The following is a 14,391-nucleotide window of genomic DNA, read 5'->3' on the forward strand; positions in this document are numbered from 1 at the left end:
GGCGACGGCCTGCCGCGACATCGAGACGTCCCGTCTCAACATGTCCCTCCCCGCCCCCGCGCGACCGGCCCGACCGGCCTCGCCATCGCCGCACTCGTCGTCGGCATCGTCGCGTTCCTCGTCGGCCTCGTGCCGGTCTTCGGAGCACTCGTCGGGATCGCCGCGGTCGTCCTGGGGATCCTCGCCCTCCGCCGCGGTCGGTCGAAGGCGATGTCGATCACCGGGATCGTCCTCGGCGGTCTCGCCGTCCTCGCCTCGCTCCTGACGACGATCGGCTTCGGAGCCGCCGTGAACTCCGCCTCGAGCGACCGCCCGGCGGCCGTGATCGTCGAGTCGTCCGAGCCCACGACCGCTCCCGTCGTGCCGGCCACGGAGGAGGCGGAGGTCGTCGAGACGGCAGAGCCCGCACCCGTCGAGACGGCGGAGCCCGCACCCGTCGAGACGGCCGCCCCTGCCCCAGCGCCCGTCGAGACGGCGGCTGCTGCGCAGGTCTCGCCCGAGTTCGCCTCGGCACTCATCAAGGCGCAGAGCTACTCCGAGATGCTCCACATGAGCAAGGCGGGCCTGTACGGCCAGCTCACCTCCGAGTACGGGGAGCAGTTCTCGCCCGAGGCCGCGCAGTACGCGGTGGACACCGTCTCCGCCGACTGGAACGCCAACGCGCTGGCGAAGGCCAAGGACTACCAGGCCCAGATGGCGATGGCGCCGGAGGCCATCCGCGACCAGCTGACCAGCGAGTACGGGGAGCAGTTCACGAGCGACGAGGCCGACTACGCCATCGCGCACCTGAACGACTAGTCCCACTCGGACCGTCGCGGCACTGCGCGGCCACTGAGCAGGTCCTCCCGGAGCGCGCCGCCGTCCGTCGCCCACGACCCGGGCGACGGAGGGCGGCGGACCACCGGAGCCGGTTCAGGCCAGGACGGCGAGGGTGACGGGGAGCGCCTCGCTCCACCTGCCGGTCAGCCGCTCCTCGCCCTCGAGTAACGGCGGCGCGAGGACCCGCGCGAGGACGAGAGTCAGACCGTCGGCCGAGGTCGTGGTGGTCCGTGCGTCGCTGCGGACGAGCACCGTCGACGGCGGCCCGGACGCTCCGGCGCCTGATCCGCTGCCCTGCACCGTCGCGGTCGGCGGGCGGACGATGCGCTGCCCGTCCTCCTCGAAATGCTGCTCGACCTCCCGGGCGCCGGTGCGGATCGCCGTGGCGAAGGCGGCGATCGCGACGGGGTCGCCGGCACCGTCGTAGACCCAGCGACGACCGAGGACGGTGTGCTCGACGGTCGCGAGGAGATGCGCGTCACCGCCGGCGAGAGGCGAGCCGCGGTAGGTCAGCGGCACTTGGAGCGGCGGCTGCCCGGTCGACTGGACGATCAGCGTCTCCACTCCCACCTCGCCATCGGGGTCGTCGAACCGGTAGGCGCCGAGCTGCGTGAATCCGCCGCCCTCGCACCAGGGCTGCGTCGGCGCCCATGCCTCCACGATCTCGAGCTTCCCGGGGGTGATCGTCGCACGGTGCAGAAGGGCCACGCACCGAGAGTAGAGCCGGCCGATCCGTCCGGAGGAGTGCCCGTCAGCGAGCGGCGCCCGCCGTCGCCGACTCGGGCAGGCTGCTCATGGGGAGGGTGTACTCGCCCTTCAGCGCCGAGATCCAGACGGTGGTCGGGGCGACGGCGGCGAAGTTCGAGTTGAGCAGCGCCATCAGCGTGGTGTGCAGGGAGTGCGCGTCGATCGAGCCCGCGTCGTTCGCGATCGCGATCGCGCCCGTCGCGTCCGAGAGGACCTCGGCGCGGAGCCCGTGCGTCTCCGCCTCGGCGGCCGAGGCGAGGATGCAGTTGTTGGTCATGTAGCCGACGAGGGTGATCGTGTCGATGTCGTGCTCGCGGAGCCAGTCGAGCAGGTCGGTCCCCGCGAAGACCGTCCCGAACTGCTTCGTGACGCTCTTCCACGAGTCCGAGCGGCGCTTCTCGATCTCCGGGTGCAGCGCGAAGGACGGACCCGACGGGTCGAAGATCGGCGCTCCCTCGCCCGCGCTGTGCTGGACGACGGCGATCGGGAGGCCCGCGGCGGCGGCGGAGTCGAGGGCGGCGGCGATCCTCGGCAGCGACTGCGCGTGCGGCGGGTACTGGATCTCGAGCGGACCGCTGAAGTACTCCTGCTGCACGTCGACGAGGATCAGTGCGCGGCGCGGTGTGGTCATGAGGTGCTCCCATCGGTGGCGGACGTCCCCGATCCTCCCGCTCGGGGCTGGGAGCGGCGGTCAGCCACGCGGCCCGCGACCCGGTCGTGGGCGCAGGCCCACACCTCCTCGTGCTCGAGCGGAGTGAGGACGCCGGCGTCGAGCAGCCGGTCGGCCCGCCGCAGCACGGCCGCGATCGCCGCCTGCTCGGCGACGGCGGGGGAGTCGACGTCCGCGATCACGAGCCGGCGGGCGCAGGCCCGGCGGAGGCGGCGGGTCGAGCGGGCCGAGAGAAGCAGGAGCGACGCGGTCGGCAGGGCGAGCGCGGCCAGCAGGAGGAGAGGCAGCCGGTCGAGCGCGAGCGTCCCGACGGCGCCGGCGGCCGTCACGGCCACGACCAGCTGCGGACCGGCCGCGTGCAGGCGGAGGCGCCTCCGCTCCTCGACGGAGATGCCGGGCGCGAAGACGACGAGCTCGCTCCGGACGACGCCGTACCGGCTCGCACCGACGGTGTGGCGGCCCCAGCGGGGGCCGGCGTCGAGGAGGCGGAGGAGCAGGTGCACGAGCGCCATCGTCAGCCCGCGACGGCCGGCGCAAGGGGATCCTGACGGAACGCGGACGCGTACCGGGCCGGTCCGCACGGTCCGCTCGCGCGACGCTCACGACCCCCTCACGACGCGGGATCGCGCGTCGACGTCCCTCCCCAGCCGATTACCCGTGAGGAAAGCGTGAGGATCCGCTCATTCCGGGCGGGCGCGCTCCTCACGGCGAGTAGAAACATCCAGTGACCTCTTCCGTCGTCCGTGGCGACCCCGACGCCCTCGAACCCTCCCCTCTCTCCTCCGCGCGCGCGGGCGGGGTGAAGGCGTGGCTCCTCGAGGGCCTCCGCGACGACTCCGGAGCGCACCCCGGCCCCCACGCGGCCACCGGCAAGACGCACTCGTGGTGGCGCGTCATGTGCCTCACCGGCGTCGACTACTTCTCCACCCTCGGCTACCAGCCGGCGATCGCGGCGCTCGCCGCGGGCCTGGTCTCGCCGCTCGCGACGATCGTCCTGGTGGTGCTGACGCTCCTCGGCGCGCTCCCCGTCTACCGCCGCGTGGCCCGCGAGAGCTTCCGCGGCGAGGGGTCGATCGCGATGCTCGAGCGCCTGCTGCCCTGGTGGGGCGGCAAGCTCTTCGTGCTCGTGCTGCTGGGGTTCGCGGCCACCGACTTCATGATCACGATCACCCTCTCGGCGGCCGACGCGACGGCGCACGCGGTCGAGAACCCGTTCGCTCCCGCCTGGTTCCACGGGGCGGAGGTGCCGCTCACGCTGGGGCTGATCGCCCTGCTGGGGATCGTGTTCCTCCGCGGGTTCCGCGAGGCCATCTCGATCGCGGTCGTGCTCGTGGCCGTGTTCCTCCTGCTCAACGCGATCGTGATCGCCGTGGCGATCGGGCACGTGGCCGAGAACCCCGTCGTCATCGGCGACTGGTGGTCGGCGCTCACGACCCAGCACGGGAATCCGCTGATCATGGTCGGCATCGCGCTCATCGTGTTCCCCAAGCTCGCGCTCGGCCTCTCCGGCTTCGAGACCGGGGTCGCGGTCATGCCGCAGATCCGCGGCGACGCGGGCGACACCGAGGACGCCCCGGTCGGCCGCATCCGCGGGGCGAAGCGGCTGCTCATCACCGCCGCCGTCACGATGTCGGCGTTCCTCATCACCTCGAGCTTCGTCACCACGCTGCTCATCCCGCAGGCGCAGTTCCAGCCGGGCGGCGAGGCCAACGGCCGCGCGCTGGCCTACCTCGCGCACGAGTACCTCGGCGAGGGCTTCGGCACGGTCTACGACGTCGCGACGATCTGCATCCTCTGGTTCGCGGGCGCCTCCGCGCTGGCCGGCCTGCTCAACATCGTCCCGCGCTACCTGCCCCGCTACGGCATGGCTCCGCAGTGGGCCGGCGCCGTGCGTCCGCTCGTGCTGGTCTTCACCGTCGTCGCCTTCGTCATCACGATCCTCTTCCGCGCCGACGTCGACGCGCAGGGCGGGGCCTACGCGACCGGCGTGCTGGTGCTGATCACCTCCGCGTCCGTCGCCGTGTTCCTCTCGGCGAAGCGCAGGAAGCAGCGCAAGCGCGCCGTGGGCTTCGCGGTCATCGCGCTGGTCTTCGTCTACACGACGGTCGTGAACGTGGTCGAGCGGCCCGACGGCGTGCGGATCGCGGCGGTCTTCATCGTCGGCATCCTCGCGGTCTCGCTCGTCTCGCGGGTGCACCGCTCGTTCCAGCTGCGCGCCACCTCCGTGGTGTTCGACGCCGCCGCGATCGACTTCCTCACCACGGACGCCGACGACTACGGCGTGATCCGCATCCTCGCGAACGAGCCCGACGACGGCTCCGAGGCGGAGTACCGGGACAAGCTGGCGGAGGAGCGGCGCGACAGCAACCTGCCGATGCGCGGCCCGGTGCTCTTCCTCGAGGTGCACACCACCGACTCCTCCGACTTCGAGGAGGACCTGGTCGTGCAGGGCCGCGTCTGCCACGGCTTCCGCGTGCTGACGGTGACCAGCGGCAACATCCCGAACACCATCGCCACGGTGCTGCTCGAGATCCGCGACCTCACCGGCGTGATCCCGGACGTCTACTTCGAGTGGACCGAGGGCGGCCCCATCTCGAACATGTTCCGCTTCCTGATCACCGGCACCGGCGAGGTCGCCCCCGTCACCCGCGAGGTCCTCCGCCGCGCTGAGTCCCGCCGCGACCGCCGGCCGGGCGTGCACGTGGGCTGACGGCCGCTGCGCGGCGGGGGCGTGGCGGCGCCGAGGTACCGCTCCTCCTGCAGGATGTCGCCGAGACGCCGCTCCATCGGCGACACACCGCTGCAGGAGCGGTGCGTCGGCGGAGGAGGCGGCGTCCTGGCGGGCGGCGGCCCCGTAGCGTGGGCGCGGGCGCCCGTCGGGGCGCCGACACCGACGAACGGACGACGATGACCCTCGAGGACCAGCGCGCGCACATCCTGACCGGCGCCGTGTACGACGACATGACCCCCGAGCTGGTCGCCGCGCGGGAGCGCGCGGTCCTCGCCTCGAACGCGTACAACGCGAGCTTCGGGCGCCCGCCGGTCGAGCGGGAGGCTCTGCTCCGCGAGCTCGTCGCCTCTGTGGGCGCGGACGCGCACCTCGAGCCGACGTTCCGCTGCGAATTCGGGTTCAACATCACGATCGGCGACCGCTTCTACGCGAACTTCGACTGCATCCTGCTCGACGGCGCCCCCATCACGATCGGCGACGACGTGCTGTTCGGCCCGCGCGTCTCGATCTACACGTCGAACCACGCCCTCGACCCGGCCGAGCGCGCCGCCGGCGCGTGCACCGCGAAGCCGGTCGTCGTCGGTGACGGCGTCTGGATCGGCGGCGGCGTCACGATCAACCAGGGCGTCACCATCGGCGACGGGTCCGTGATCGGCTCGGGCAGCGTCGTCACCCGCGACGTCCCCCCGCTCACCATCGCCGCCGGCGTCCCCGCCCGCGTCCTCCGCTCGATCACCCCCGACGACCGGACCGGCTACCGCCCGGCCCACTGACGGCGGCCCACGCCGGCCCCGAGACGCCGGCTCCGAGACGCCGCGGAACGGCTCCCGGCCTCGCGGCGATCCGCCCTCAGGACTTCACGGTCGACAGGGGCTCGGTGATGCTCTCGAGGCTGCGGCGCTCGGCGTCGACGCCGAAGATCAGGGCGATCACGCCGCCGAGGATCATCACGGCGGCGCCGACGAAGTAGCCGATCGTCAGCGGACCGCGGTCGCTGCCGTCGCCGATCAGGGCGCCGTAGAGGGCGGGGGCGACCGCTCCGGCGATCTGGCCGAGGGTGAAGAAGTACGAGATCGCCTGGCTGCGCAGCTCGAGCGGGAAGATCTCGCTCACGGTGAGGTAGGCGCTCGAGGCTCCGGCGGAGGCGAAGAAGAACGACACGCACCAGAGGATCGTCTGCGTCGTCGCGGTCAGGACGTCCATGCTGAAGAGGACGGCCGACACGGCCAGGACCGCTCCCGAGACGCCGTAGGTGAGGAAGATCATCTTCCGCCGGCCCCACACGTCGAACAGGTGGCCGAGCACCAGCGGCCCGACGAGGTTGCCGATCGCGAACGGGAAGAAGAAGTACGAGATCGCGCTCTGCTCGACTCCGTAGAAGTTCTCGAGCACCAGTGCGTAGGTGAAGAAGATCGCGTTGTAGAGGAACGACTGGGTGATCATCATCGTCGCACCCACCAGCGTCCGCTTCGGGTACTGCCGCAGCAGCACCCGGGCGATGGTGCGGAACGGGATGCTCTCCGTCGCCTTCACGGTGATCGCCTTCGCGTCGTCGACCGGCTCGAGCACGCCGCCCTCCGCCTTCACCCGGCGCTCGATCTCGTCGACGGTGCGCTCCGCCTCCTCCTCGCGGCCGTGGGTCATCAGCCAGCGCGGGCTCTCGGGGATGTGGCGGCGGAGGTAGATGATCGCCAGTCCGAGGATCGGGCCGAGGAAGAAGCCGAGGCGCCAGCCGACGTTCTCGGCGAAGAGCGCGTCGTTCAGGAAGAACAGGTTGGCCGCGGAGCCCAGAGCCGCGCCGCCCCAGTAGGTGCCGTTGATCGCGATGTCGACGCGGCCGCGGTACTTGGAGGGGATGAGCTCGTCGATCGCGGAGTTGATCGCCGCGTACTCGCCGCCGATCCCCATGCCCGCGAAGAAGCGGAACACGGCGAGGAAGACGTAGTTCGGCGCGAGTCCCGCCAGGCCGCTGGCGACCAGGTAGATGACGAGCGTCAGGATGAACAGCTTGCGCCGCCCGAGCTTGTCGCTCAGCCGCCCGAAGATCAGGGCGCCCGCGATCTGCCCGCACAGGTAGATCGTGCCGAGCAGGCCGACCTCGAAGGCCGAGAGCCCGAACTCCTTCGCGAAGCCGGCGGAGGCGACGATCTGGATCTCGAGTCCGTCCAGCACCCACGAGAAGCCGAGGCCGACGACGATCGACCAGTGGAAGCGGGTCCAGGGGAGCCTGTCGATTCGGGCGGGCACGAGGCTCCGGACCGGGCCGCGCGGACTGGTGGATGTCGACATGTCGAGCGCCTTCCTGTCGCCCCGGCGTCGTTGCGGAGGAACGCTGTCCCGAGCGCGGCGAGACGACACTAGACCCGCCGGCGGCTCCATATCGCCGGGCTATTCACCCCTTGTCACGGACCGCCGAGCGGGTGTATCCCGGGCATCGGTGCCCACCCGGAGGCGGAGCGCGGCGCGGAGCTCATCGGTCCGGAGGCGGAGCGAGGTGCGGTGGACGCGAGCCCGGATCCGTCCCCGCGGGGCCTGACACCGCCCGCCTCCTCGGCCTAGCGTGGAGGCATGATCGACGCGACGCCCGCGGGCACCCCCACCTACGTCCTCAGCGAGGGGCCCGTCTGGGATCCGGACACCGCCCGCCTCACCTGGGTCGACATCGAGGCCGGCGCGGTCCTGTCCGCCCCCGTCACCGCGGAGGGGATCGGAGCGATCTCGCGCACCGACGTCGGCGAGCAGGTCGGCGCCGCGCTGCCCCTGGGCGACGGGCGGACGCTCGTCGCGCTGACCCGGCGGCTCTCGATCCTGGAGGTCGACGGCTCCCTCACGCGCGGCTCCGAGCTGCTGCCGGAGGGGCACCGCTTCAACGACGGCACGATCGACCCGCAGGGGCGCCTCCTGGTCGGTTCGCTGACGCTCGGCGAGTCGGCGGGCGACGACGTCCTGCTGCGCATCGAGCACGACGGATCCGTCACCGTGCTCGACGACGACCTGCGGCTCTCGAACGGACTCGGCTTCTCGCCGGACGGCTCTGTGCTGTACTCGGCCGATACCGAGTCGGGCGTGATCCACCGCCGCTCCTACGCGGACGCCGAGCACGGCCCGCGCGAGCCGTTCGTCGAGCTCGAGGAGGGCGTGTTCGCCGACGGACTGACCGTGGACGCCGACGGCCGCGTGTGGGTCGCGGTCTGGGGCGGGAGCGGCGTCCGCGTGTTCGAGGCCGACGGCAGCCCGGTCGAGGGCGAGGGCATCAGGATCGACGCCCCGCACTCCTCCAGCATCGCCTTCGCGGGCGAGGACCTGGACATCGCGGTCGTCACCTCCGCCTCGCGCGACCTCTCGGCGGACGAGCGGGCGCGTCATCCGCACGCCGGCGGACTGTGGATCGCGCAGCCCGGAGCCCGCGGCCGCGCCGCCACGCGCTGGGTGGAGGGCCCTCTGCCCTAGGCGCGGCCGGTCGCCCGTCAGACGGTGGGCGCCGCCGGTGGGCTCGGCTCCGACGCGGGCTGCGGCACGAGGGTCAGCCGCGAGATGCGGTAGCGGTCCGTCTCGGCCACGCGGAGCAGGTGGTCGCCGACGAGCACGGAGTCGCCCACGACGGCCACACGGCCGATCCGGTCGAGGACGAATCCGCCGACCGTCTCGTACGGACCCTCGGGCAGCTCGATGCCCAGCTGCTCCGCCAGGTCCTCGAGGATCATCCCGCCGTCGACGTCGTGCAGCTGCTCGGCCGCCTTCGCGTCGACCGCCTGGCGGGCGCCGTCGTACTCGTCGTAGATCTCGCCGACGAGCTCCTCGAGCAGGTCCTCCAGCGTGATGATGCCGTCGGTCCCCCCGTACTCGTCGATGACGACGGCGATCTGGTGGCCGTCCTGCCGCATGGTGCGCAGGGCCGCGAGCACCTTCGTCGTACCGGGGACCGCGAGGATCGGGCGGGTGATGTCGGCGACGCTGCTCGCGGTGCCGGCGCGGCCCGCCTCCGGGAACGCGGACATCAGGTCGCGCACGTGGACGAAGCCGAGCACGTCGTCGAAGTCGTCGCCGACCACCGGGTAGCGCGAGTGCGGCTGGTCGAGGACCGCCGCGTAGCCCTCGGCCACGCTGAGCGCGCCGCGGAGGAAGTCGACGTCCGGGCGCGGGCGCATCACCTCGGCGACGCGACGGTCGTCCGCGCGGAAGATGTCGGTGAGCAGCCGGCGGCTGTCCTCGTGGATCTCGGTGTTGCTGGAGATCATGTCGCGCACCTCGTCGGCCGAGACGCTCTCGCCCTTCTCGCGCGGGTCGGCGCCGAGGAGGCGGACGACGGCGTCGGTCGAGACGGACAGCAGCCAGATCACGGGGCGCATCAGGCGCGCGAGGGCGTTGAGCGGGGGCGCGAGGGCCTTGGTGAACGCGACGGACTTCTGCATCGCCAGGCGCTTGGGGACCAGCTCGCCCAGCACCAGGGAGAGGTACGCGATGACGAGGGTCATCAGGATCAGGGCGACGGTCGAGGCGGCGGAGGCCGAGAGGCCGAGCGACTGCAGCGGCGGCACGAGGTCGGGCGCGATGGTCGAGGCGCCGTACGCCGAGGAGAAGAAGCCGGCGAGCGTGACTCCGATCTGGACCGCGGAGAGGAACGTGTTGGGGTTGCGGACGAGCTCGGCGATGCGCCGGCCGCGCTCGCTGCCGGCCTCGATCGCGCGGACCTGGCTCTCGCGGAGGCTGACGATGGCCATCTCGGTGCCCGCGAAGACGCCTCCGAGGAGGACGAACAGCACGACGAGGCCGATGTTGAGGAGGGTGTCGAGATCCACGCCGACCAGAGTAGGGATGCCGGCCGTGAGAACGCCTCGTGGACTCTCAGGGAGCGGGTCGGGCGGGGCGTCGCCCCGCCCGCCCGCTCAGGACGCGTCGGCCGGGCGCACGCCGATCGTGAGGATGAGGTTCGCGTAGATGCGGCGGTCGCCCGAGGCGATGGTGAGCGCGACGTCGGGGGTGCGCGCTTCGGCGTAGAAGGCGTGCCGCTCGAGCGAGGTGAAGGGGACGCCGTCGAGGGACCGGCGGAAGGCGTCCTGCGCGGGGACGTCGATCCCGGGCGCGGGGGTCATGACCGTCGCCTCCTCGACGACGATCGCCGAGAGCAGGGCGTCGAGGATCTCGTCGACGGTCAGCATGTCGGGGCGGAGGTTCAGGTGCACCAGGGCGGAGTTCGGTCCGAGCGTGGTGCCGACGGGGTAGTTGCCGTCGGCGATGAGGACGCGGGAGCCGTGGCCCGCGCGGGCGAGCGCGTGCAGGATCTCGGGGTGGAGGAGGGTCGTGGTCAGCAAGAGGAGCTCCTAGAGGTCGTGGAGGTGGGCGACGGACGAGCCGGCGAGCAGGCGGCCGGGGAGCCTCCGCTCCTGGGGGCCGGGCTGCTCCGCCCCGGAGTCGAGGCGGAGGCGGACGAGGGCGGCGGCCTCGGCGGCGATCGCCTCCGTCGGCTGGGCGATCGTGGTCAGGTGCGGGCGGACCACGCGGGCCAGCTCGACGTTGTCGAAGCCGACGACGGAGAGGTCCGTCGGCACGCGCAGCCCGGAGTCGCCGAGGGCGATCAGGGCGCCGACCGTCAGCTCGCGGTTGCTGGCGAACAGGGCGGTCGGCCGGGGGCTCAGGGCGAGGATCCGCTCGACGGCGGCGACCCCGCTCTCGACCGTCAGCGGGCCGCGCACCACGGCGTCGGCGGCGGGGCGCACGCCGCGCTCGGCCAGGGCGGCGAGGAAGCCGGCGGTCCGCTCCCGGGTGGAGGACACTCCGTCCTCCCCGCCGAGCACCGCGATCGAGCGGTGGCCGTGGTCGAGGAGGTGGCGGGCGGCGGAGGCGCCGGCGCCCGCGTTGTCGAGCGCGACGCGATCGGTGACCAGTGCGTCGTCGATCCAGTCGACGGCCACCACGGGGGTGCCCTGCTCGGAGGCGCGGCGCAGCGCGTCGACGTCGCCCGCGGACGGCACCGCCACGATCCCGTCGACCATCTTCTCGAGCAGCAGGTCGACCGCGGCTCCCGGCTCGGAGCGGCTCACGCCGACCAGCACGCCGATGCCCTCCTCGCGCAGGGCCCGCTCGAGGCCCGCGATGATCGAGAGGTGGAACTCGTTGTCGAGGGCGGGCAGCAGCACCCCGACCGTGCGGGAGCGCCGCGAGCGCAGGCCTCGAGCGAAGCCGTTGACGCGGAAGCCGACCTCGGCGGCCGCCGCCTCGATCGCGGCCCGGTTCTCGGGGCGCACGGGGAGCCCGTTGTAGTGCTTCGAGATGGTCGAGAGCGAGAGGCCGGTCAGCCGCTGCAGGTCCTTGTAGGTGGCCACGTCACAGGGTGGCGCGGGGAGAGCCGTAGCCGCTCCAGCCCGGGATCGTGCCGTCGGCGTCCCACAGGTCGAGCCAGCCGGAGCTGCCGGGCCAGAGGAAGACCTGGCCCTTGATCAGCCGGTTGTTGCGCTCGGCGCCGCGCAGCGCCTCCTGCTCCTCGGCCGTGAGCACCAGGGAGGCGGCGGCCAGGTTCGCCTCGATCTGCTCCGGCTTCACCGCGAACGGGATCGGGATCTGGCCGCGGTTCACCGCCCAGGCGAGGCACACGACGGCCGGATGCACGCCCCGCTCGTCGGCGATCGCCCGCACCGCGGGGTGCTCGATGTCGACGATGTCGCCCTCCACCCGGTCGCGCTCCGGCCGCGACGGCGAGCCCAGCGGCGAGTAGCCGATCGGCTGGATGCGGTGGTCGAGGCAGAAGCGGAAGAGCTCCGGCTGCTGGAAGCAGGGGTGCAGCTCCATCTCGTTCAGCTGCGGGGCGATGCGGACGTCGGCGAGGATCCGCTCGAGCTTGGGGATCGTGACGTTGGAGGTGCCGAGGTGCCGGACGAGGCCCCGGTCGACCAGGCTCTCGAGCGCGCGCCAGGTCTCGAGGAACGCCTCGTGGACGTACGGGCGGGCGTGCGGATCGCGTGCGTCGGTCTCGGCGTGCGGCGGGTGGTGGTTGGGGAAGGGCCAGTGCACGAAGACGGCGTCGAGCACGTCGAGGCCCAGGTCGGCGAGCGAGCGCTCGACGGAGGCGACGGCCGCCGCGGGCTCGTGCGCGTCGTTCCAGATCTTCGACATGACGAAGAGCTCGTCGCGGTCGACTCCGGAGTCGGTGATCGCCCGGCCGACGCGAGGCTCGTTGCCGTAGACGGTGGCGCAGTCGAGGAGGCGGAAGCCGGCGCGGAGGGAGTGCTCGACCGCGAGGCCGACGGTCTCGGCGTCGTAGCGGTCGGAGCCGAACGTCCCGGCGCCGATCGCGGGGATGCGGCTGCCGCTCGCGAGGACGCGGTGGCTCGGCGGAGTGGGGGCCATGCGGATCCTCCTGGTGCGGTAGGGCGAAACGTTGCGCCTTACCGTAGGCGGGGGAGGGTGGCGGCGTCAACGATGCCGTGGACCGGTGTGCGTAACGTTTCGTGCGGTGGGTGCTTTCGTCCTCCGTTCCTGCCCCACCCCCCCTCGAAACGCCGATAGTTGTCGCACTCGTGCGCGACTGCGACGACTACTGGACTCTCGAGCCGCGCGCTCGGCTCGCTCGCGCGAGAACGCAGGAGTCGTCGCACTCGAGCGCGACTGCGACGACTCCTGGACTGTCGAGAAGAGCCCCGCCCCTCCGCTCAGACCAGCCGGCGCGACTCCTCCGTGACCACGCGGAACCAGCGCGCGCCGTAGCCGTCGAGGTGCACCGATACGGCGCCGTCCTCGCCGAGCGGGAGCGACTCGCCGCCGAGGGAGTCGACCAGCCGCGCCCCGGCGGGGGTGTCGGGGAGCGTCAGATGCGCCGTGCGCGGATTCGACGCCAGGTTGTGCACCGCGACGGTCGTGCCGGTAGACGCGGACATCCGGTGCGCGAGCACGCTCGGCTCGTCGCAGGGGAGGTGCGTGTACTCGCCCCAGCCGATCTCCGGCGACCGCCGGTACAGCCAGGCGAGGCCCTTCACGTGGGCCAGGAGGGAGTCCGGATCCTGGAGCTGCGCGGCCGCGTTCACGTGCTCGGGTCCGAAGCCGCCGCCGGGAGGGGCGGCGATCAGGTCGGCGGCGTCGGCGCGCGAGAACCCGCCGTTGGCCGCGCTGCTCCACTGCATCGGGGTCCGCACGGCGCTCCGGCCCGGGATGTCGGCGTTCTCGCCCATCCCGATCTCCTCGCCGTAGTAGAGCACCGGGGTCCCGGGCAGCGAGAAGACCAGGCTGTGGACCAGGCGGACGCGACGCGGGTCGCCGTCGACCATCGGCGGGAGGCGGCGGACGATGCCGCGCCCGTGGATCCGCTGCGACTGCTCCGGAGCGAACGCCGCGAAGACCTCGTCGCGCTCGTCGTCGCTCAGCTGGTCGAGGGTGAGCTCGTCGTGGTTGCGCGCGAAGTTCGCCCACTGGCTGCCGACGGAGATCTCGGGGCGGCTCGCGAGCGCCTCGACGAGAGGGGCCGCCTCCTCCCGGGCCAGCGCGAGGTAGAGGCGCTGGTTGCCGATGAAGTCGAACTGCATCGACAGCTCGTCCGCGTCCTCTCCGCCGAAGAAGCCGAGCTGCTCCTCGCGGGTCACGTTGACCTCGCCCAGCAGCATCGCCTCGCCGGAGCGCCGCGAGACGAAGCGGCGCAGCAGGCGCAGCCACTCGTGCTCGTCGCGGGCGCCGGGCTCGATCAGGTACGGCACCGCGTCGACCCGGAAGCCGTCGACGCTCAGCTGCAGCCAGAACCCGATGAGCTTCGCGATCTCGTCGCGCACGGCCGGGTTCTCGGTGTTGAGATCGGGCTGGTGCCGGTAGAAGTGGTGCAGGTAGTACTGGCCCGCCTTCTCGTCGCGGAACCAGACGCCGTCCTCCGCGTCCGGGAACACGTTCGCGGGCTGATCGGCGGGCGGCTCGTCTCGCCAGACGTAGTAGTCGCGGTACGGGCTGTCGGGGGAGGAGCGGGCGGCCTGGAACCAGGGGTGCTGGTCCGAGGTGTGGTTGACGACGAGGTCGACGATCACGCGCATCCCGCGGTCGTGGGCGGTCCGGATCACCTCGACGACGTCGCCGTGGTGCCCGAAGCGCTCGTCCACTCCGTAGAAGTCGCTGATGTCGTAGCCGTTGTCGCGGCCGGGTGACCGGTAGAACGGCGCGAGCCAGAGGCAGCTGACGCCGAGCTCGGCCAGATAGTCGATCCGGTGGACGAGGCCCTCGAGGTCGCCGACGCCGTCGTCGTCCCAGTCCATGAACGTCTTCACGTCGAGGTTGTAGAAGACGGCGGTGCGCCACCACAGGTCGCTCGTGTCGGTGACCCTCATGCGCGGGGCTCCGGGCGGGAGGAGGCGGAGGGTGCGGACGAACAACTCGGGGCAGTGCGCGAGCGGGTCCTGGGCGTCGAGCGGATGCATGCCCTCACCCTAGGTCGCGGGTGCCGGGCGCGACGCGC

General features: G+C 72.3%; 13 protein-coding genes. 4 read left to right on the plus strand and 9 right to left on the minus strand.

Annotated elements, in window-relative coordinates:
• On the plus strand, window positions 1-798 hold a 798-nt coding region (locus C5C27_RS13895), incomplete at its 5' end, for an Ltp family lipoprotein (RefSeq protein WP_308471198.1).
• A gap of 114 nt (window positions 799-912) precedes the next feature.
• Here C5C27_RS13895 and C5C27_RS13900 read toward each other — a convergent pair.
• Genes C5C27_RS13900 through C5C27_RS13910 form a run of 3 tightly spaced genes read right to left on the minus strand, consistent with a single transcriptional unit; the run spans window position 913 to window position 2,739 of the window.
• Window positions 913-1,527, minus strand: a complete 615-nt coding sequence (locus C5C27_RS13900; RefSeq protein ID WP_104314699.1) for a hypothetical protein — start codon at window positions 1,525-1,527, stop codon at window positions 913-915.
• Window positions 1,528-1,570: 43 nt separating this feature from the next.
• The gene (locus tag C5C27_RS13905; protein ID WP_104314700.1) at window positions 1,571-2,197 is read right to left on the minus strand and encodes an isochorismatase family protein; all 627 of its coding nucleotides are present in this window, start codon (window positions 2,195-2,197) and stop codon (window positions 1,571-1,573) included.
• The gene (locus C5C27_RS13910; RefSeq protein ID WP_146079700.1) at window positions 2,194-2,739 is read right to left on the minus strand and encodes a DUF6611 family protein; all 546 of its coding nucleotides are present in this window, start codon (window positions 2,737-2,739) and stop codon (window positions 2,194-2,196) included. Before C5C27_RS13910 ends, C5C27_RS13905 begins: the two co-directional genes overlap by 4 nt.
• Before the next feature lie 221 nt (window positions 2,740-2,960).
• Between C5C27_RS13910 and C5C27_RS13915 the strand changes: the two genes are divergently transcribed.
• Window positions 2,961-4,946, plus strand: a complete 1,986-nt coding sequence (locus C5C27_RS13915) for an amino acid permease (RefSeq protein ID WP_374955282.1) — start codon at window positions 2,961-2,963, stop codon at window positions 4,944-4,946.
• A gap of 197 nt (window positions 4,947-5,143) precedes the next feature.
• Entirely contained in the window at window positions 5,144-5,740 is a 597-nt protein-coding gene (locus C5C27_RS18770) for a sugar O-acetyltransferase (RefSeq protein ID WP_104314706.1), read from the plus strand.
• 76 nt (window positions 5,741-5,816) lie between these two features.
• Here the strand turns inward: C5C27_RS18770 and C5C27_RS13925 are convergent, their stop codons facing one another.
• Entirely contained in the window at window positions 5,817-7,256 is a 1,440-nt protein-coding gene (locus C5C27_RS13925; protein WP_104227324.1) for an MFS transporter, read from the minus strand.
• Window positions 7,257-7,535: 279 nt separating this feature from the next.
• On the opposite strand from C5C27_RS13925, the gene C5C27_RS13930 reads away from it, so the two are divergent.
• Window positions 7,536-8,417, plus strand: coding sequence for an SMP-30/gluconolactonase/LRE family protein (locus tag C5C27_RS13930; RefSeq protein WP_104314702.1), 882 nt, complete (start codon window positions 7,536-7,538; stop codon window positions 8,415-8,417).
• 17 nt (window positions 8,418-8,434) lie between these two features.
• On the opposite strand, the gene C5C27_RS13935 is transcribed toward C5C27_RS13930, so the two are convergent.
• The 5 genes from C5C27_RS13935 to C5C27_RS13955 form a co-directional block, all read right to left on the minus strand.
• Window positions 8,435-9,766 carry a hemolysin family protein gene (locus tag C5C27_RS13935; RefSeq protein ID WP_104239633.1) on the minus strand — a complete coding sequence of 444 codons (1,332 nt, stop codon included), beginning with the start codon at window positions 9,764-9,766 and terminating at the stop codon, window positions 8,435-8,437.
• 87 nt (window positions 9,767-9,853) lie between these two features.
• Entirely contained in the window at window positions 9,854-10,279 is a 426-nt protein-coding gene (locus C5C27_RS13940; RefSeq protein ID WP_104225080.1) for an RbsD/FucU family protein, read from the minus strand.
• 9 nt (window positions 10,280-10,288) lie between these two features.
• Window positions 10,289-11,290: a LacI family DNA-binding transcriptional regulator gene (locus tag C5C27_RS13945; protein ID WP_104314703.1), complete on the minus strand. Its 1,002-nt coding sequence runs from the start codon at window positions 11,288-11,290 to the stop codon at window positions 10,289-10,291.
• A gap of 1 nt (window position 11,291) precedes the next feature.
• A complete protein-coding gene (locus tag C5C27_RS13950; protein ID WP_104314704.1) occupies window positions 11,292-12,311 on the minus strand; it encodes an aldo/keto reductase in 1,020 nt (339 codons plus the stop codon).
• Window positions 12,312-12,613: 302 nt separating this feature from the next.
• Window positions 12,614-14,263 carry an alpha-amylase family protein gene (locus C5C27_RS13955; protein WP_104314707.1) on the minus strand — a complete coding sequence of 550 codons (1,650 nt, stop codon included), beginning with the start codon at window positions 14,261-14,263 and terminating at the stop codon, window positions 12,614-12,616.
• Window positions 14,264-14,391: the final 128 nt, after the last annotated feature.

Origin of the sequence: Rathayibacter sp. AY2B7, assembly GCF_002931635.1 — a bacterium.
Classification (GTDB): domain Bacteria; phylum Actinomycetota; class Actinomycetes; order Actinomycetales; family Microbacteriaceae; genus Rathayibacter.

Bases quoted from the DNA above. Each gene is read 5' to 3' on its own strand.
- C5C27_RS13905 (WP_104314700.1), bottom strand. From the start codon at position 2,197: ATGACCACACCGCGCCGCGCACTGATCCTCGTCGACGTGCAGCAGGAG.
- C5C27_RS18770 (WP_104314706.1), top strand. From the start codon at position 5,144: ATGACCCTCGAGGACCAGCGCGCGCACATCCTGACCGGCGCCGTGTAC.
- C5C27_RS13925 (WP_104227324.1), bottom strand. From the start codon at position 7,256: ATGTCGACATCCACCAGTCCGCGCGGCCCGGTCCGGAGCCTCGTGCCC.
- C5C27_RS13930 (WP_104314702.1), top strand. From the start codon at position 7,536: ATGATCGACGCGACGCCCGCGGGCACCCCCACCTACGTCCTCAGCGAG.
- C5C27_RS13950 (WP_104314704.1), bottom strand. From the start codon at position 12,311: ATGGCCCCCACTCCGCCGAGCCACCGCGTCCTCGCGAGCGGCAGCCGC.
- C5C27_RS13955 (WP_104314707.1), bottom strand. From the start codon at position 14,263: ATGAGGGTCACCGACACGAGCGACCTGTGGTGGCGCACCGCCGTCTTC.